This window comes from Mesorhizobium temperatum, assembly GCF_002284575.1.
GTDB lineage: Bacteria > Pseudomonadota > Alphaproteobacteria > Rhizobiales > Rhizobiaceae > Mesorhizobium > Mesorhizobium temperatum.
Window position 1 is genome coordinate 1 of sequence record NZ_NPKJ01000029.1, and the last position, 17,627, is coordinate 17,627.

Annotated in this window: 15 protein-coding genes; 6 read left to right on the top strand and 9 right to left on the bottom strand. The window is 63.2% G+C overall.

Features of this window, described 5'->3' with window-relative positions:
- Positions 1-266: 266 nt before the first annotated feature.
- The 7 genes from CIT26_RS08460 to CIT26_RS08490 all read right to left on the bottom strand — a co-directional run bounded on the left by CIT26_RS08460 (position 267) and on the right by CIT26_RS08490 (position 9,070).
- Complete coding sequence (locus CIT26_RS08460) at positions 267-722, bottom strand: YqfO family protein (RefSeq protein WP_095492162.1); 456 nt, start codon at positions 720-722, stop codon at positions 267-269.
- A gap of 104 nt (positions 723-826) precedes the next feature.
- Entirely contained in the window at positions 827-2,002 is a 1,176-nt protein-coding gene (locus CIT26_RS08465; protein ID WP_095492163.1) for an MFS transporter, read from the bottom strand.
- A gap of 21 nt (positions 2,003-2,023) precedes the next feature.
- A complete protein-coding gene (locus CIT26_RS08470; protein ID WP_095492164.1) occupies positions 2,024-2,758 on the bottom strand; it encodes an NUDIX hydrolase in 735 nt (244 codons plus the stop codon).
- 72 nt (positions 2,759-2,830) lie between these two features.
- On the bottom strand, positions 2,831-3,265 hold the full coding sequence (locus CIT26_RS08475; RefSeq protein WP_425350330.1) for a DUF983 domain-containing protein: 435 nt from the start codon (positions 3,263-3,265) through the stop codon (positions 2,831-2,833).
- Positions 3,266-3,282: 17 nt separating this feature from the next.
- Positions 3,283-5,589: a ribonuclease R gene (gene rnr / locus CIT26_RS08480; protein ID WP_095492166.1), complete on the bottom strand. Its 2,307-nt coding sequence runs from the start codon at positions 5,587-5,589 to the stop codon at positions 3,283-3,285.
- 6 nt (positions 5,590-5,595) lie between these two features.
- Positions 5,596-8,238, bottom strand: a complete 2,643-nt coding sequence (gene topA, locus CIT26_RS08485) for a type I DNA topoisomerase (RefSeq protein ID WP_095492167.1) — start codon at positions 8,236-8,238, stop codon at positions 5,596-5,598.
- A 454-nt stretch (positions 8,239-8,692) separates the two neighbouring features.
- Positions 8,693-9,070 carry a COG4315 family predicted lipoprotein gene (locus CIT26_RS08490; RefSeq protein ID WP_095492168.1) on the bottom strand — a complete coding sequence of 126 codons (378 nt, stop codon included), beginning with the start codon at positions 9,068-9,070 and terminating at the stop codon, positions 8,693-8,695.
- Positions 9,071-9,243: 173 nt separating this feature from the next.
- Here CIT26_RS08490 and CIT26_RS08495 point away from each other — a divergent pair, with 173 nt between their 5' ends.
- Both CIT26_RS08495 and glmU read left to right on the top strand, forming a co-directional pair.
- Positions 9,244-9,990, top strand: coding sequence for a cytochrome c biogenesis CcdA family protein (locus CIT26_RS08495; RefSeq protein WP_095492169.1), 747 nt, complete (start codon positions 9,244-9,246; stop codon positions 9,988-9,990).
- A 166-nt stretch (positions 9,991-10,156) separates the two neighbouring features.
- The gene (gene glmU, locus CIT26_RS08500) at positions 10,157-11,521 is read left to right on the top strand and encodes a bifunctional UDP-N-acetylglucosamine diphosphorylase/glucosamine-1-phosphate N-acetyltransferase GlmU (protein ID WP_095492170.1); all 1,365 of its coding nucleotides are present in this window, start codon (positions 10,157-10,159) and stop codon (positions 11,519-11,521) included.
- Between the two features lie 10 nt (positions 11,522-11,531).
- Here the strand turns inward: glmU and CIT26_RS08505 are convergent, their stop codons facing one another.
- Positions 11,532-11,906 carry an ADP-ribosylation/crystallin J1 gene (locus CIT26_RS08505; RefSeq protein WP_095492171.1) on the bottom strand — a complete coding sequence of 125 codons (375 nt, stop codon included), beginning with the start codon at positions 11,904-11,906 and terminating at the stop codon, positions 11,532-11,534.
- Positions 11,907-12,134: 228 nt separating this feature from the next.
- On the opposite strand from CIT26_RS08505, the gene glmS reads away from it, so the two are divergent.
- The 4 genes from glmS to CIT26_RS08525 all read left to right on the top strand — a co-directional run bounded on the left by glmS (position 12,135) and on the right by CIT26_RS08525 (position 15,534).
- Positions 12,135-13,958, top strand: coding sequence for a glutamine--fructose-6-phosphate transaminase (isomerizing) (gene glmS / locus CIT26_RS08510; protein WP_095492172.1), 1,824 nt, complete (start codon positions 12,135-12,137; stop codon positions 13,956-13,958).
- Positions 13,959-14,077: 119 nt separating this feature from the next.
- Positions 14,078-14,359, top strand: coding sequence for a type II toxin-antitoxin system RelE/ParE family toxin (locus tag CIT26_RS08515; protein WP_095492203.1), 282 nt, complete (start codon positions 14,078-14,080; stop codon positions 14,357-14,359).
- A 37-nt stretch (positions 14,360-14,396) separates the two neighbouring features.
- On the top strand, positions 14,397-14,696 hold the full coding sequence (locus CIT26_RS08520; RefSeq protein ID WP_077383967.1) for a HigA family addiction module antitoxin: 300 nt from the start codon (positions 14,397-14,399) through the stop codon (positions 14,694-14,696).
- Between the two features lie 79 nt (positions 14,697-14,775).
- Positions 14,776-15,534: a DUF502 domain-containing protein gene (locus tag CIT26_RS08525; protein ID WP_095492173.1), complete on the top strand. Its 759-nt coding sequence runs from the start codon at positions 14,776-14,778 to the stop codon at positions 15,532-15,534.
- Here CIT26_RS08525 and recG read toward each other — a convergent pair.
- Positions 15,486-17,594 (bottom strand): ATP-dependent DNA helicase RecG, encoded by a 2,109-nt coding sequence (gene recG / locus CIT26_RS08530; RefSeq protein ID WP_095492174.1) that lies wholly within the window; start codon positions 17,592-17,594, stop codon positions 15,486-15,488. The two genes, CIT26_RS08525 and recG, sit on opposite strands and share 49 nt — an antisense overlap.
- Between the last annotated feature and the right edge of the window lie 33 nt (positions 17,595-17,627).

Genomic DNA, 17,627 nt, shown 5'->3' on the forward strand with positions numbered 1-17,627 from the left:
CGCGTGAACCGCTTCGACGCAAAACGGAAGCGGACAAATGATGTGCTACCAAAACCGGACAACTTGAAAAGCTACCGACACCCCGTGAGGCTGCCTCTTCCTTCTCCCCGTGTGGGAGAAGGTGGATCGGCGCGTAGCGCCGAGACGGTTGAGGGGTGCTGGACCGAGTGCCGGCAGTGTCAAGCTGGAACACGCCTCATCCGACCGAGCTTCGCTCGGCCACCTTCTCCCACACGAAGGGGAGAAGGGAAGGCCGCTTTCCGATTCTATGCATCTTCTTTAACTGGAGCGGCCTTCTTCCAGTCTCCCGTTGTGTTCCACCAGCGGTTCGGATTGGAGCGGTCGTCCAATCCCTTGGAGCGGCTGGCGAGGATCGGCTGGATGCGGATCACCGGCTCCTGATAGCTGTGGGCCTGGAAGATCGCTTCGACAATGCGGGCCGCCAGCGCCTGGTCGTCGGGCAGCTCGAACGACACTTCCACCGTACCCGGCCGTCGGCGCAATTCCGTCTCGACGCCGGCGGCAGCGCCTTCGAGCGGCCGGTAGCGCTCGATGCCGTGCGCCGACTGGTAGGCATTGCTGTCGTATTTGCCCATGGTCAGCGGCGCGATCGCGACCACCGCTTGCATGATGCGGTCGACATCGCCGACCGGTGCTTGAAAGGTCACAAGCAGCAGCAATTCCATCCGCACCGATTTTGTTTCGAACCCGGAGTCGATCATGATGGCATCCTCAAATTCGTGGCGTGTTGCTGACAATCTATCCAAGTGCTGCTGACACGGTTATGTCAGCAGCCTCGGGCCACATGAGGCATCGATCGGTCTTTCTACAGGATTTTTCGGACGAGCCTGGCGCCGACCAGCGCGATATAGAAGGCGAAGAACATGCCGAGCGCCCAGCCGAAGCCCGAGGGTCCGAAAAGGTCCATGCCGATGCCGATCGCCTGCGGGCCGAGCACCATGCCGACACCGTAGCAGAGCACGAAGGCGGCGTTGGCCGAGGCCAGGTCGTGGCCGGAAAGCTGCGAGCCGAGATGGGCCAGCCCGATCGTGTACATGGCCGCGACCACGCCGCCCCAGACGAACAGAAGCGCCGCCATCAGGTGCCAATTCTGCGCGAAGTGCGGCATGAACATGGTGCCGGCAAGGCCGATGGTTGCACAAGCCAGAAGCAGATAGCGGCGGTCGCTGACACGGTCGCTGATCATGCCGAGCGGGATCTGCAACAGCACGTTGCCGAGGCCGATCATGGTGAGCAGGAGGGCGGCGTTGGCCTCGGAGTAGCCGATGCGATTGCCATAAACCGGGAACAGCGCAAAGCCGCCGGTCTCGACCGCACCGAACACCAGCACTGCGGCGGTCGCCGTCGGCACCAACCAGATGTAGCGCAGGAAGTTGCTGGTCTCGCCATTGGAGACGATCGTCGGGCTCTCGTTGCGTGCCGCCAGAACTGGAATGGCGGCCAGCGTCACCAGCGCCATGATGACGCCGAAGGGCAGGAAGCCGGTGCTGCCGAGATGGGCGAACAGCCACGGACCGGCGGCAAAGCCGAGCGACAGCACGGTGGCGTAGATGCCGAGGACAAGGCCGCGCCGGTGCGGCGGCGCCGATGTGCTGATCCAGAATTCCGACAGGATAAACAGCACCGTCAGCGCGATGTGCAGCAGGACGCGCAGCGGAAACCACATCCAGAAGTCCGGCGCGAAGTGGAAGCCGACAAAGGCCAGCACTCCCGTGGCGATCATGGCGAGCATCGTCCGGGCGACGCCGAACCGCATGGCGAGCGGGGTGGCGAGCGGTGCGCCGACGATCGAGGCGAGGCCGGCGACAGCGGTGTTGAAGCCGATCATCGACGCCGAATGCCCGCGCGTTTCGAGGATGACGCTGAGCAGCGGCATGCCGAGGCCGATGGCGATGCCGACGACGCTGATCGACGAGATCGCCGCGATCATTGGCAGCCAATGTACGCGTTCTTCGACCTCTTGCTGGGTATCGACTGTCATGGGATGTGAATGCTCTATGCTCTACAGAATTTCGCGAACGAAGCGATTGCCGACAAGCCGGTAGAACGGCACGGAACCACCGGGGCGCAGCAGCGGATCATCGACGAGCCGCTTTTCCAGCTCTTCGAGGATAGCCCCGGTGATGTCGGGAATATCTGCCTGCCTGGCCTTGGCGAGCGGCAGCCAGACCAGTTCTTCCAACTCGTTGGTCGGACCGCCGTCCGGCAGCTCCACGGCGACATCTTCGCGCCAGGCGCTGAAGAAGCGCGTATCGAAGCGCCGCACCCGGTTTGGCGGCGTGATGGCGCGCGCGATAAAGCGCAGCGCTTCCAGCGAGGGCCTTACGCCGTGCTCGGCAAAACCCCGCCAATCGCGTTTGGTCGTCGCGAAGGCGCCTTTCCGGCCGATCAGCAGGCCGGCCTCCTCATAGGTCTCGCGGATCGCCGACAGGGCAATGGCGCGGGCGCGCGTCCGGCTGGTGCGGCCGACGCCGGCGGTCAGCCTCGCTTCTTCCTCAGGGTGCAGCGCGGTGGCGACGGGGATTCGGCTGTCGGCCGGATCGGTGCGGCCGCCGGGAAAGACGAATTTCCCCGGCATGAAGGCGTGACGGGCGTGGCGCCGGCCCATCAGCACCAGGAACTCGTCGCCTTTGCGGTCGAGCAGGATCAGCGTCGCGGCGTCGCGCGGGCGTATAGGCTTGGCGTCGAGCGCGATCCGCTCAACCTTGTCGACTTCCGCCTTGGTCATAACGTCCATGCGCACGACCTAGCGGAATCTTCTCCGATGCGAAAGTGGCGTCCAGCCATGCCGATTTGCGCCAGCCTCGTTTCAAGCCTCGGGGTGCGACTCGATCAGATCTTCTTCCCCGCCGAAGCCATGCATATAGAACGCCCATTGCAGGCCGATGACGGCGCCCTTGACCGGCTGCAGCAAGACGACCGCCAGGAGGATGGTCAGCGGCACCCAGATGGCGATGTGCTGCCAGGTGGACAGGGTGGAGGTCGCTTCGACGCCCATGAAGGCGCCGAGCACGATGTGACCGACGATGACCACCACCAGATAGGCCGGCAGATCGTCGGCGCGGTGGTGGTGAAGCTCCTCGCCGCAATGATCGCATTTATCGACGGTCTTGACGAAGGCGCGAAACAGCTTTCCCTCGCCGCAATGCGGGCAGCGGCCAAGCGCGCCACGCTTGATCGCCGTCCACAGCGGGCGGGCGATCCGGCCCGAGTGATGTCCGCCGCCGAAAACCCGTTGGTTCATTTTCAAATCGCTTGGCATTACCGTCTCCTGCCGCGCGAGCCTGGACGCGATTGCGACGCACGGGCGCGGCCTTTGGCCTTGTGAAACGACCGTTTGGAGCCGGGCAGCGGCTTCGGGTCGGTCAGCATCTCGAAACGCATCGCACCGGCCATAGGCGCCACCTCGATCAAGCGAACCTCGACGCGGTCGGCAAGCTGGTAGCCCTTGCCGGTGCGTTCTCCGAAAAGCGATCGGGCAGTTTCGTCGTATATGTAGTAATCGCCCTCCAGACTTGACACCGGGATGAAACCATCTGCGCCATACTGCGGCAATTGGACAAATAGTCCCGATTTGGTGACGCCCGAAATGCGCGCATCGAAACGATCGTCGACACGCTCGGCGAGATAGGCGGCGATCAGCCGGTCGACCGTGTCGCGCTCGGCAGCCATGGCGCGGCGCTCGGTGGCTGAGATCAGCGCAGAAACTTCTTCCAGCCGCTCCGCCTCATCCTGCGTCAGTCCGCCCGCACCGAAGCCGAGCGCGGCAATCAGCCCGCGATGCACGATCAGGTCGGCATATCTGCGGATCGGCGAGGTGAAATGCGCATAGCGCTTCAGATTGAGGCCGAAATGGCCGATGTTGCTGGGCGAATATTCGGCCTGCATCTGCGTGCGCAGCACCACCTCGTTGACCAGTCCCTCATGGTCGGCGCCGCGGACGCGATCCAGAATCCCGTTGAACTGGTTCGGCCGCATCTGCGCCCCGCGTGCCAGCGACAGGCCGAGCGTCTGCAGGAATTCGCGCAGCGATTCCTGCTTGGCGAGCGAAGGCGCGTCATGGATGCGGTAGACCAGTGCCTGCCGTTTCGCCTCCAGCGTCTCGGCGGCCGCGACATTCGCCTGGATCATGAATTCTTCGATCAGCTTGTGCGCGTCGAGCCGCTCCGGCACGACGACGCGGTCGACGGTGCCGTCCTCCTTGAGCAGGATTTTACGTTCAGGCAGTTCAAGCTCGAGCGGCTGGCGTGTCTCACGGCCGCGCTTCACGACGGCGTAGGCATCCCAGAGCGGCTTCAGCACCGTGTCGAGGATCGGGCCGGTCTTGTCGTCCGGCGCGCCGTCGATCGCGGCCTGCGCCTGCGTATAGGCGAGTTTCGCCGCCGACTTCATCATGATGCGGTGGAACGAATGCCTGAGCTTGCGGCCATCGCCCGAAAAAGTCATGCGGACGGCCAGCGCCGGGCGGTCCTGGCCTTCGCGCAGCGAACAAAGGTCGTTGGAGATGCGCTCCGGCAGCATCGGCACGACGCGATCCGGAAAATAGACCGAGTTGCCACGCTTCAGCGCCTCGCGGTCGAGCGCGGTGCCATAGCGCACATAAGCGGCGACATCGGCAATCGCCACGGTAACCACCACGCCGCCGGGGTTCTTTTCGTCCGAATCCGATATGGCGAACACCGCATCGTCATGGTCCTTGGCGTCGGCCGGATCGATGGTGACCAGCTGCAGCTCGCGCCAGTCCTCGCGGCCGGCCAGCGTCGCCGGTTTGACCGCCTCCGCCTCGGCGATGACGTCTGCCGGAAAAATATGCGGAATGTCATGTGCGTGGATGGCGATCATCGAGACCGCTTTTTCGCTGGTTAGCGAACCGAGCACCGCCAGCACCTTGGCTCTGGGCAGTCCATAGCGGGAGGCTCGCGCCGGCTCGACCTCGACCAGATCGCCATCCTTGGCGCCGTTCTGGAATTCCTTGTCGACGATCAACTCCGGCTGGCGTCTTTCGACAGGCTCGATGCGGAAGGTGCCGTCCTGCAGCACGCGGAAGACGCCGAGAACGGCCTCGGTGCGCTTCTCGAAGATCTTCATCACCCGCCCGGTGTAGGCAGGGCCTGTCACATCTTCGGTTGGAAAGGTCTTGGCCAGCACACGGTCGCCGACGCCCGGTGTCGGGCCGCCGCCGCCGCGCGACACGCGGATCGCTATGACAGGCGGCTCGCCGTTGCCCACGGCTTCGGTTGGGTGCGCCAGCAGCACGCCGTCGGCGTCGCGGCCAAAGATGTCGAGCACGGCGACATGGGCCAGGGCGCCGACACGGGCGAGCCGCTTGCGCTCCTTGGTCAGCAGGCCTTCGTCCTGCAGGTCGCGCAGAATGTCCTTCAGCCAGATACGGTCCTCGCCGCGCAGCGCAAACGCCTTGGCGATGTCGCGTTTGCCGGAGCGATCCGGGTTTTCGGCGATGTAGCGCAGGATTTCGTCGCGAGACGGGCGGTAGTTGTCCCTAACCTTGGCCCTGGTGTCGGCGGTGCGCAGATCGCCATGACTTCTTCCGGATACCCTGCGCGCCACGATGCCTTATCCCTTTTTGTTGGCCACTTTCTTGGCCGCCGGTTTTTGGGCCGCCGGTTTTTTGGCCGCCGCAGGCTTTTTGGCAGGTGCGGCCGCTTTGCGGAAGGGCTTTCTGCCGCCGTTGCTACCCTTGGCTTCCTTCTCGGCAATCAGCGCCACCGCGTCCTCGATTGTCACCGACTGCGGGTCCTTGCCCTTCGGCAGCGTCGCATTGACCTTGCCGAAATTAACATAAGGCCCGTATTTGCCGTCACGCACGACGATCTTGCCGCCGCCCGCCGGATGCTCGCCAAGCTCCTTCAAGGCGGCGGGCGTGCCGCCATTGCGGCCGCCTGGGCCCTTCAACTGCTTCTCGGCGATGACCGACACGGCGCGGTTGAGACCGATCGAGAACACGTCCTCTATGCTGTCGAGATTGGCGTAGGTGCCGTCGTGCAGCACGAACGGGCCGTAGCGCCCCAGCCCGGCCGAGATCATCTTGCCGGATTCCGGATGCTTGCCGACGTCGCGCGGCAGCGACAGCAGGGCGAGGGCCTTTTCGTGGTCGATCGAATCGACCGTCCAGCCCTTGGGCAGGCTGGAGCGCTTGGCTTCCTTGCCGTCGCCGCGCTGGATATAGGGGCCGAAACGGCCGCTGCGCAGCGTGATTTCCTCCGCCGTGTAGGGGTCTTTGCCCAGCACCTTGGTGCCGTCCTCGCCATTGCCGTTTTCGCCATTGGGGTTGGCGGCGTCGCCGAGCTGGCGGGTGAAGGAGCATTCGGGATAGTTAGAGCAGCCGACGAAGGCGCCGAACTTGCCGAGCTTCAGCGACAGGTTGCCGGTGCCGCATTTCGGGCAGATGCGCGGATTTGAGCCGTCTTCCCGCGCGGGAAACACCAGCGGCGCCAGTTCCTCGTTGAGCGCGTCGAGCACGTCGGTGACACGCAATTCCTTGATGTCGGCGACGGCGCCCGAGAAATCCTTCCAGAAATCGCGCAGCACATCCTTCCAGGCGAGCTTGCCGTCGGAGATTTCATCGAGTTTTTCCTCGAGCGAGGCGGTAAAATCATATTCGACATAGCGCTCGAAGAAGCTTTCGAGGAAGGCCGACAACAGCCGGCCCTTGGCCTGCGGCAACAGCTTGCGCTTGTCCATGCTGACGTAGTCGCGGTCCTCCAGCGTCTTCAGGATCGCCGTGTAGGTCGACGGCCGGCCGATGCCGAGCTCTTCCAGCTTCTTGATCAGCGAGGCTTCCGAATAGCGCGGCGGCGGTTCGGTGGTGTGCTGGGTGGCGTTGATCGCCTCGCGGTCGAGCTGTTCGCCGGCGCGGATCTCGGGCAGACGGCGGTCTTCCTCGTCTTCCGAATCCTCCTCCTTCTGGTCGGTGTAGGCGGCAATGAAGCCGTCGAAACGAACGACCGAACCGACAGCGCGGAGCTCCGCCGTGCGGGCGCCGTTGACCGCCTCGATCTCGGCCGTGGTGCGCTCGATCTCGGCCGGCTGCATCTGGCTGGCGATGGCGCGTTTCCAAATTATCTCGTAGAGCCGTGCCTGGTCGGCATCGAGATATTGCCTGACCGAAGCGGGCGTGCGCATGAAATCGGTCGGGCGGATCGCTTCGTGCGCTTCCTGGGCGTTCTTGGCCTTGGTGGTGTAGTTGCGCGGCTTTTCGGGCAGGTATTTTGGGCCGAACTCCTTGGCGATCGCATCGCGCGCGGCAGTGATCGCCTCGGGCGCCATCTGCACGCCGTCGGTTCGCATATAGGTGATCAGGCCGGTGGTCTCGCCGCCGATATCCATGCCTTCATAGAGCCGCTGCGCCACCTGCATGGTTCGGTTTGCCGAAAAACCGAGGCGCGACGAGGCGGCCTGCTGCAGCGTCGAGGTGGTGAAGGGCGGACCCGGATTGCGCTTGGTCGGCTTGGCTTCGACCGACAGCGCCTTGAAGGTCGCGCCTTCCAGCATCGCCTTGATGTCGTCGGCCTGCGCCTTGTTGGAAATGTCGAGCTTTTGCAGCTTCTTGCGGTCGAAGGCGGTCAGCCGCGCTTCGAAATTTTCCTTGCGCGGCGTGCCGAGAATGGCGGCGACCTGCCAGTATTCCTCGCGGATGAAGCGCTCGATCTCTAGTTCGCGGTCGCAGACGAGACGCAGTGCCACCGACTGGACGCGGCCGGCGGAGCGGGCGCCGGGCAGCTTGCGCCACAGAACGGGCGACAGGGTGAAGCCGACGAGATAGTCGAGCGCGCGGCGGGCGAGATAGGCATCGACCAACGGCGCATCGATCTGACGCGGATTGGCCATCGCTTCCAGCACCGACGATTTGGTGATGGCGTTGAAGACGACGCGGCTGACCGGCTTGTCCTTCAGCGCTCGCTTCTGCTTCAGCACTTCCAGGACATGCCAGGAAATGGCTTCGCCCTCGCGATCCGGATCGGTGGCGAGAATCAGGCCGTCGGCGTCCTTGACCGCCTTGGCAATGTCGGCAAGACGTTTGCTCGAGGCGGTGTCGACAGCCCAGGACATGGCAAAATCCTCGTCCGGACGCACCGAGCCATCCTTGGCCGGCAGATCGCGGACGTGACCGAACGAGGCCAGGACCTTGTAGTTCTTTCCGAGGTACTTGTTGATTGTCTTCGCTTTGGCCGGCGATTCGACGACGACGACGTCCATGAGGTCTCATATCAGCTGTGGTGCGGCAGAAGAATTCCGCTGCGCGCGACGAAATCTCGTATAATTGTCGCTCACATGGCCGCGCTTTTGCATCCGGTCAAGGGGAAGCGCCCAAAATGCAGTCCTGCATTGAGCGCGCAACCCAAGGGTGCGTCATGTGATATCCGCAACCCCGGATAAGGGGAGCGGCTGCCTTATCGTTGGGCAAGCCGGCAATGAATCCGGGAATACGGGACAAAATCCTCTCGGATATAAGAGAAACATCGATCACGCGCCAGCCCCAGCTGAGGGACGCCCGGCATGATGAGACGACGCTGGCGGGCGAGACTGGCGTGGCGAGTGGGGCTCGTGTGTCCAGCGGGACAGCACAAGAAGCTGGCCGCCGGAGGCCTGCAGGGATACGCGGCAGCCAGGGATTTCCCGCCGGTCAAGGGCGGGGATTGAGGTTCGGGGCTTAGTCGGCCTTGGCGATGTGCCAGACGCCGCCGACGCCGTCGCCGGTCACATCGCCGGCCTTCTTGTCCTTGATGAATGTGTAGAGCGGCTTGCCTTCATAGGCCCACATTTTGGTGCCGTCGGTGCGGTCGACTATTGTCCATTCGCCCTCGGGCTTGGCGTCGGCCTCAGCCTTCAGCGGCGGCCAATTGGCGGCGCATTTGTCGTAGCAGTTCGACTTGCCCATCTCGTCCTTGTCGTAGGTGTAAAGGGTCATCCCTTTGGCATCGGTGTAGATCTTGGTGCCGCCGACATCGGCTTCCTTCCATGCTTCGGCGGCATATGAGGCGGCGGTGCCGAGCAAAAGCACTGCCAGCCCAACTGTGATCGATTTCATGCCGCTCTCCCTGATATGATCGAGAAGCGCGCGGAAAGCCGCGGCCTCGTTGCATCAACGCGCACGGCGGGTCGTTTCTTCCTCGATGCGAGGCGGCAACTTGCCACGCAATGGTGATTGGCGGACAAGTCCGTGCGCCGCTATATCGGCGCCGATACAGTTGGAGTTCGGGAATGGCATTGGATATCGGCTATGTCAGCGCGGTCGGGGCGGGGGCGATCTCGTTCCTGTCGCCTTGCGTGCTGCCGCTGGTGCCGCCCTATCTCTGCTACATGGCGGGCGTATCGGTCGATGATTTCCGCGGCAATGCCGGCGTCGCGGCCAAGGCAGACGCACGCAGCGCGCTGCTCTATGCCTCGATCGCCTTTGTTCTCGGCTTCTCGACCGTCTTCGTGGCGTTGGGCGCCGGCGCCTCGACCATCGGCCGGCTGCTGCGCGTCTGGCAGGAGCCGCTGGCGATGGCCGCCGGTGTGCTCATCATCCTGATGGGGCTGAATTTCCTCGGCATATTGCGCATCCCGCTGCTGTCGCGTGAGGCGCGCTTCCAGTCGCAGGGCAAGCCGGCCAGTATCGTTGCCGCCTATGTCATGGGGCTGGCCTTCGCCTTCGGCTGGACGCCTTGCATCGGACCGGTGCTGGGACCGATCCTGACGCTGGCCGGCGGCCGCGAGACGGTGGGCGAGGGCGCGCTGCTGCTTGCCGCCTATTCGCTCGGCCTCGGCATACCGTTCCTGATCGCGGCGCTGTTTTCCGGCGCCTTCATGCGCTTTCTCTCGAAGTTCCGCGTCCATCTCGGCCGTGTCGAAAAGGCGATGGGCGCGCTGCTGGTCGTCGCCGGCGTCTTTTTCCTGACCGGCGGCGTGCAGGCCGCGTCCTACTGGCTGCTGGAGAACTTTCCGGTGCTGGGGCAGTTGGGATAGGGCTGCACGGATGCGAGCCATGTCAGCGCATCGGATCGAGCTTTAGACTACTGATCAAAAGTTAGTTGCTCTACCGATCTCACCGGTATTTAACCGCATTGGTGCAGCATGGCGCCAATGCTAGACATGCCTTGATTCCCAACGCTTTTCATATGGTTGCCATTCCATGAGCCAGAGAACCTGCCTGTCCGTCATCCTCGCCGCCGGCGAAGGCACGCGCATGAAAAGCGCGGTGCCAAAAGTGCTGCACCCGATCGCCGGCCTGCCGATGGTCGCCCATGTCGTCAGGGCTGCGGAAGCCGCAGGCAGCGGTGATCTGGCACTGGTGATCGGCCATGGCGCGGACGAGATGCGCAAGGCCACGCAGAAGTTCGCGCCGAAGGCGGAGACCTTCGTCCAGGACAAGCGGCTCGGCACGGCGCATGCTGTTCTGGCTGCTCGCGACGCGATATCAAAGGGTTACGACGACATCCTGGTGATGTTCGGCGATACGCCGCTGATCGATCCGGCGGTGCTGACCGCTGCGCGCCTGAAGCTGGCTGAAGGCGCTGCCGTCGTTGTGGTCGGCTTCCGCACATCCAATCCTTCCGGCTATGGCCGGCTGATCGAAAAGGGCGGCAAGCTCATTGCCATCCGCGAGGAAAAGGACTGCACCGACGAGGAGAAGAAAATCACCTTCTGCAACGGCGGTCTGATGGCGGTTGCCGGTAAGCACGCGCTGACGCTGCTCGATCAAGTCGGCAACAACAACGCCAAGGCCGAATATTATCTCACCGACATCGTCGAGATCGCCGGCGGGCAGGGTTTTGACGTCGTTGCTGCAGAAGCCGGCTTCGAGAATGTGCTCGGCATCAACAACCGTGCCGAACTCGCTGCGGCGGAAGGCATCTGGCAGACGCGCCGGCGGCGCGAGGCCATGCTCTCCGGCGTTACATTGATCGCGCCGGAAACCGTGTTCTTTTCGCACGATACCGAGATCGGCGCCGATACGATCGTCGAACCCAATGTCTGGTTCGGGCCCGGCGTGAAAATCGCCACTGGCGCCAAGATCCATGCCTTCAGCCATATTGAAGGCGCCACCATCGCCTCGAACTGCGATGTCGGCCCGTACGCGCGGCTGCGGCCGGGGTCCGACCTCAGGCAAAAAGCCAAGGTCGGCAATTTCTGCGAGGTCAAGCAGGCGACGATCGAGGAGGGCGCCAAGGTCAATCACCTGACCTATATCGGCGATGCCCGCGTCGGCGCCGGCGCCAACATCGGCGCTGGAACCATCACCTGCAACTATGACGGCTATTCGAAATTCTTCACCGACATCGGCGAGGGCGCCTTCGTCGGCTCGAATTCCTCGCTGGTGGCGCCTGTTACAATCGGCAAGGGCGGCTACATCGCTTCGGGCAGCGTGATCACCGAAAGCGTGCCCGACGATGCGCTGGCCTTCGGCCGCGCCCGCCAGAGGACGCTGGCCGGCAAGGGCAAGGAATTGCGCGAGCGTTTTGCTTCGGCTGCGGCGGCGAAGAAGGCCGGTGGATGATCATTCGGCGTTAGCCGGCAAGGTTCGCATCTCTCCCGAAAGCAGCCGTCACCTCGATCATGCCGACAATTGCCTTGTTGAATTCGGGAAGGTCTTCGGCAGGGATCCAGTATTCCAGATGTGCCTTGCTACCGGCATGTTCGACCTGGTACCGGTCGAGAAAGCTCTTCAAAACGTCAAACCGGGTAACGAAGCCCGAGCCGCTGGCTGGTACGTTCCAGTCACGCGCAATCTGCACGGCATAGGCTTCGGACAGAACGGGGTAGAAAATGGGTTGCTCGGGAAGGCGCGGCGGGAACGACCGCATGCCCGACTTCTCGATCAGTTTCAGCTCTTTAGGCCCAACCGGACGCCAAAGCGTCACTGTGTCGATTCGTTTGTTCATGACCGCATCATATCTTTGATGGATTTCAGGAACCACCGAGGCGAGGTAGGATGCATGCTCGGAGAAACTGAGCGATTGCGGTAATCGGATTGCAAGAGCGCTCTGTCATGGTGCATCTGTGCAAGATCGTTCCGGCTGATACGGAACGAAACGCAATGTGATTTTCGCGGCAGCCCGGCCAATCCTAAATGGCGCTGGGTTTCATGCCGGAATCGGGGGCAAACGTCTATGTGCGGTATCGTCGGAATTGTCAGTCACTCGCCGGTCGCGCCGCTCATCGTGGATGCGCTGAAAAGGCTCGAATATCGCGGCTATGATTCGGCCGGCGTCGCCACCGTCGAGCACGGCAAGCTTGCGCGTCGCCGCGCCGAGGGCAAGCTGATCAATCTCGAACGCCGGCTGAAGGACGAACCGCTCGACGGCATGGTTGGCATCGGCCACACGCGCTGGGCAACGCATGGCGTGCCCAACGAGACCAATGCGCATCCGCATTTTTCCGACGGCGTCGCCATCGTCCATAACGGCATCATCGAGAATTTCGCCGAATTGCGCGACGAGCTGATGCGCGACGGCTACGCATTTTCATCGCAGACCGACACCGAAGTCGTTGCACATCTGGTGGCGCGCGAATTGGCCAGGGGCCTGAAGCCGGTCGAGGCCGCGCACCAGGCGCTGAAGCGGCTGGAAGGCGCCTTTGCGCTGGCCATCATGTTCAAGGGCGACGAGGACCTCATCGTCGGCGCGCGCAACGGCCCGCCGCTGGCCGTCGGCCATGGCGATGGCGAGATGTTCCTTGGCTCCGACGCCATCGCGCTTGCCCCCTTCACCAATTCGATCACTTATCTGGAGGATGGCGACTGGGCGGTGGTGCGCCGCAACGACGTCGCCATCTTCGACATGGATGGCAACAAGGTCGACCGCAAGCGCCAGCAGTCGCTCAGCACCAGCTTCATGGTCGACAAGGGCAACCGGCGCCATTTCATGGAGAAGGAAATCCATGAACAGCCCGAGGTGATCTCGCACACGCTGGCGCATTATGTGGATTTTGTTGGCGGCGTCTCGAAGCCGCTCGACCTGCCGTTCAATTTCGCTGAGATCAATCGGTTGGCGATTTCGGCCTGCGGCACCGCCTATCTGGCCGGCCTGATCAGCAAATACTGGTTCGAGCGCTATGCGCGGCTGCCGGTCGATATCGATGTCGCCTCGGAATTCCGCTACCGCGAGATGCCGCTGTCGAAGGCAGACGCCGCCTTCTTCATCTCGCAATCGGGCGAGACCGCCGACACGCTGGCCTCGCTGCGCTATTGCCGCAAGGCCGGGATGAAGATCGGCGCGGTCGTCAATGTCCGCGAATCGACGATGGCGCGCGAATCCGACGTTATCCTGCCGACGCTGGCCGGGCCGGAGATCGGCGTCGCCTCGACCAAGGCCTTCACCTGTCAATTGTCGGTGCTGGCCTCGCTTGCCGTGCGGGCCGGCGTGGCGCGCGGAATGATTTCGCGGGAGCAGGAAACGACGCTGGTCCGCCAACTGTCGGAAGCGCCCCGCTACGCCAACCAGGTCTTGAAGCTCGACGGCCAGATCGAAAAGGTTGCGCGCGACCTCTCGCACTACAAGAACGTGCTCTATCTCGGCCGCGACACCAATTTCCCGCTGGCCATGGAAGGCGCGCTGAAGCTCAAGGAAATCTCCTATATCCATGCCGAGGGCTATGCCGCCGGCGAACTGAAGCACGGGCCGATCGCGCTGATCGACGAGAACATGCCGGTCATCGTTATTGCCCCGCATGACCGCATCTTTGAAAAGACCGTGTCGAACATGCAGGAAGTGGCGGCGCGCGGCGGCAAGATCATCCTGATCACCGACAGCAAGGGTGCCGCGCACGCCACGGTGAAGACGATGGAGACGATCGTGCTGCCGGACGTGCCTGAAATCATCTCGCCGATCATCTACGCGCTGCCGATCCAGATGCTGGCCTATTTCACCGCGGTGTTCATGGGCACCGACGTCGACCAGCCGCGCAACCTGGCGAAATCGGTGACTGTGGAGTAAGGGCTGGCGAGTTTCGACCGGCTACCGATAGGGTCAGGTGACAGTTAGTATCAGTTATTGATACATATTTCTTGCGCGCCCTCGTGTATCAATGTATGATACGTGACGAGGGGCAGAAATTGATCGTTTCGTTCAAAGGCAAGGCGGTGGAAGCGGTTGCCGAGGGGAAGGCGCCGAAGGGTTTTCCACCCGATCTGGTTGCCCGTGGCGAACGTCGTCTTCGTGCTATCACCAACGCCGCCCAATTGAATGACCTTAGATCGCCACCCGGAAACCACCTTGAAGCCCTGAAAGGGAGTAGAGCTGGGCAGCATTCTATCCGTATCAACGACCAATGGCGCATCTGCTTCAAATGGACTGATGCTGGCGCCGAGGATGTGGAGATCGTCGACTACCATTGAGCGGGCACTTGCCCTAATCCTTTGAGGTCCCTGAACTATGCTCAAGTTCGCACGTCCAATTCACCCCGGAGAATTCCTGCGCGAGGAATATCTCCTCCCGCTTGGCATGAGTGCTGGTGCGCTGGCGAAGAAGCTCAATCTTCCGCGCACTCGTATCGAACGCATTGCCAAGGAAGAGATCGGCTTGACTCCCGATACCGCTCTTCGCCTCGCCAGGTTCTTCAACACCACGCCCGAATTCTGGATGAATTTTCAGCAGGCCTATGAGCTCGAAACCGAGGCACGGAAACTCGCGCCGGAGCTAGAGAAGATCGAACCGCTGGAAGTCGCGGCATAGTTGATGTTTTAAAAATTCGCGGTTCCAAAGCGGATTGCGGTTCATTAATGTTGCGCCGCAATCAGCGCTGCGGTGAACCATGTCCGATGCTTCCAAGACCTCAGGCATGACCCGGCTGCGGAATTATTTCCTGACAGGCTTTGTCGTCTGCGCGCCGCTGGCGATCACCGCCTACATCGCCTGGTCGTTCATCGGCTGGGTCGATTCCTGGGTGAAACCCTATATTCCGGCGCGCTACAACCCCGATAGCTATCTGCCGGCGCCGGTTCCGGGATTCGGCCTGATTGTCGCCTTGATCCTGATCACGCTGATCGGTTTCCTGACCGCCAATATCGTCGGCCGCGCCATCGTCTTGTTCGGCGAGCGGCTGCTCGGCCGCATGCCGCTGGTGCGCGGCATCTACGGCTCGCTGAAGCAGATCTTCGAGACCGTGCTGTCGAACAAAGGCGACATGTTTCGCCAGGTCGGGCTGGTCGAATATCCGCGCAAGGGCGTCTGGTCGCTGGTCTTCGTCGCCAGCGACAAGGAAACCGAGATCAACCAGAAGCTCGACCAGGAAGGTGATCCGCTGATCGCGGTTTTCATGCCGTGCGCGCCCAACCCGACCACCGGCTTTCTCATGTATGTGCCGAAATCCGACATCGTGCTGCTCGACATGACGGTCGAGGACGGCGCCAAGCTGATCGTTTCGGCAGGCTTGGTGGCGCCGGCGGTCAAGACGAAAGTGGTGACGTTGAACGGCAAGCCGATCGGCGGTCAGATCGGCAATCCGCCGGTGGATGCCGGGCCTCAGCCGGCGCGCAAGAGCCGCACCGCCTCGTCGCGGCCGAACAAATAAAGCAGCATGCGAAGGGCGGCGCCGCGTTCGGATTGCAGTTCCGGATCGCGCGACAGGATCAGCCGTGCGTCGTCGCGGGCGGCTTCGAGCAGGTCGGCATGGGCCTCGATGCGCGCCACCTGGAAGCCCGGTGTGCCGGACTGGCGGGTGCCGAGCAACTCGCCTTCGCCACGCAGTTTCAGATCCTCCTCGGCGATGCGGAACCCGTCCTCGGTCTCGCGCATCACCGACAGCCGGCGCGTTGCGGTTTCGCCGAGCGGATCCTTGTAGAGCAGCACGCAGGAGGATGGTTTTTCGCCGCGACCGACCCGGCCGCGCAACTGGTGCAGCTGGGCGAGGCCGAAGCGCTCGGCGTGCTCGATGACCATGATCGTCGCATCCGGCACATCGACGCCGACCTCGATGACCGTGGTGGCGATCAGGATGCGTGTCTCGCCGGCCTTGAAGGCGCGCATCGCCTCATCCTTGTCGGCGCCCTTCATGCGGCCGTGCACCAGGCCGATCCGGTCGCCGAACAGCTGATACAGCGAGGCAAAACGGTCCTCCGCCGACATCAGCTTGATCTCTTCGGATTCTTCGACCAGCGGACAGATCCAGTAGATCTTCTGGCCGTCGGCGACGGCGTCGCGCATGCGGCCGACCAGTTCGTCGAGCCGCTCGAGCGGCAGGGTGACGGTACGTATCGGCTGACGACCGGCCGGTTTTTCGGTCAGCTTCGACACATCCATGTCGCCGAAAGCGGTCAGCACCAGCGTGCGCGGGATCGGGGTCGCCGTCATCACCAGCATGTCGGGCGCGTCGCCCTTGGCGGTGATGGCAAGCCGCTGGTGGACGCCAAAACGGTGCTGCTCGTCGATGACGGCGAGGACAAGGTCGTGGAACGTCACCGTTTCCTGGAACAGGGCGTGGGTGCCGACGACGATGTCGACCTCGCCATCGGCCAGACCGGCCAGCGTCTCGGTGCGCTCGCGGCCCTTTTCGCGGCCGGTGAGGATGGCGACGCGCAGGCCGGCTTGTCCGGCCAAAGGTGCAATCGTCGCAAGGTGCTGGCGCGCCAGGATTTCGGTCGGCGCCATCAAGGCCGCCTGGCCGCCGGCCTCGACGGCGCGCGCCATGGCGAGCAGCGCGACAACCGTCTTGCCGGAGCCGACATCACCCTGCAGCAGGCGCAGCATGCGTTCGGGGTCACCGAGATCGGCATTGATTTCGGCAAGCGCCATTTCCTGCGAATTGGTCAGCGAATAGGGAAGGGCGGCGCGCAGCTTTTCGACGATGCGGCCGTCACCGACCAGCGGCCGGCCGGACAAGCGGCGGACTTTTGCGCGCACCAGCGCCAGCGACACCTGGCCTGCCAGAAACTCGTCATAGGCGAGACGCCGCCAGGCTGCGCCGTCGATGGACACGTCGATCGGGTCGGCGGGATTGTGGATGCGGGCGAGCGCTTCGCCGAAGGCAGGAAAGGTCCGGCTGCGCAGAAACTCGCCGTCCTGCCATTCCGGCAGCACCGGCAAGCGAGCGAGCGCCTGGCCGATTGCCCGGCGCAGCACTTTTCCCGAGAGCCCGGCGGTGAGCGGATAGACCGGCTCGACCAGCGGCAGGTTTTCCGCCTCACTGGCCAACGCGATGTGGTCGGGATGAACCATAGTCGGGCGGCCGTTGAACCATTCCATGCGCCCGGAGACTACGACATGCTCGCCCTCGGGCATCGCCTTTTCAAGATAGGCGGCGTGCGCATGGAAAAAGGTCAGCGCGATCTCGCCGGTGTCGTCATGGGCGTAAACCCGGTACGGCACCGATCTGTTGCCGCGCGGCGGCGGCTGGTGGCGGTCGATACGCACTTCGAGGGTGACGATCGCGCCTTCGGCCGAACCGGCGATACCCGGCCGGTTGCGGCGGTCGATCACCGTGTGGGGCAGCACGAACAGAAGATCGCCGGCACGCGCCGCGCGGTCGCCGAGATCGGCCGGCACGATTTTCTCGATCAGTACGCCGACCTTCGGCCCGACGCCGGCAAGCGAGGTGATCGGGACAAACAGCGGATCAAGGAGGGAAGGGCGCATGATGTCAGCTTATGTCGAGACAGCCGCAGCGCA

Coding starts and splice junctions, on each gene's coding strand:
- CIT26_RS08460 (WP_095492162.1), bottom strand. CDS start 722: ATGATCGACTCCGGGTTCGAAACAAAATCGGTGCGGATGGAATTGCTG.
- CIT26_RS08465 (WP_095492163.1), bottom strand. CDS start 2,002: ATGACAGTCGATACCCAGCAAGAGGTCGAAGAACGCGTACATTGGCTG.
- CIT26_RS08470 (WP_095492164.1), bottom strand. CDS start 2,758: ATGGACGTTATGACCAAGGCGGAAGTCGACAAGGTTGAGCGGATCGCG.
- CIT26_RS08475 (WP_425350330.1), bottom strand. CDS start 3,265: ATGAACCAACGGGTTTTCGGCGGCGGACATCACTCGGGCCGGATCGCC.
- topA (WP_095492167.1), bottom strand. CDS start 8,238: ATGGACGTCGTCGTCGTCGAATCGCCGGCCAAAGCGAAGACAATCAAC.
- CIT26_RS08490 (WP_095492168.1), bottom strand. CDS start 9,070: ATGAAATCGATCACAGTTGGGCTGGCAGTGCTTTTGCTCGGCACCGCC.
- CIT26_RS08495 (WP_095492169.1), top strand. CDS start 9,244: ATGGCATTGGATATCGGCTATGTCAGCGCGGTCGGGGCGGGGGCGATC.
- glmU (WP_095492170.1), top strand. CDS start 10,157: ATGAGCCAGAGAACCTGCCTGTCCGTCATCCTCGCCGCCGGCGAAGGC.
- CIT26_RS08505 (WP_095492171.1), bottom strand. CDS start 11,906: ATGAACAAACGAATCGACACAGTGACGCTTTGGCGTCCGGTTGGGCCT.
- glmS (WP_095492172.1), top strand. CDS start 12,135: ATGTGCGGTATCGTCGGAATTGTCAGTCACTCGCCGGTCGCGCCGCTC.
- CIT26_RS08520 (WP_077383967.1), top strand. CDS start 14,397: ATGCTCAAGTTCGCACGTCCAATTCACCCCGGAGAATTCCTGCGCGAG.
- CIT26_RS08525 (WP_095492173.1), top strand. CDS start 14,776: ATGTCCGATGCTTCCAAGACCTCAGGCATGACCCGGCTGCGGAATTAT.
- recG (WP_095492174.1), bottom strand. CDS start 17,594: ATGCGCCCTTCCCTCCTTGATCCGCTGTTTGTCCCGATCACCTCGCTT.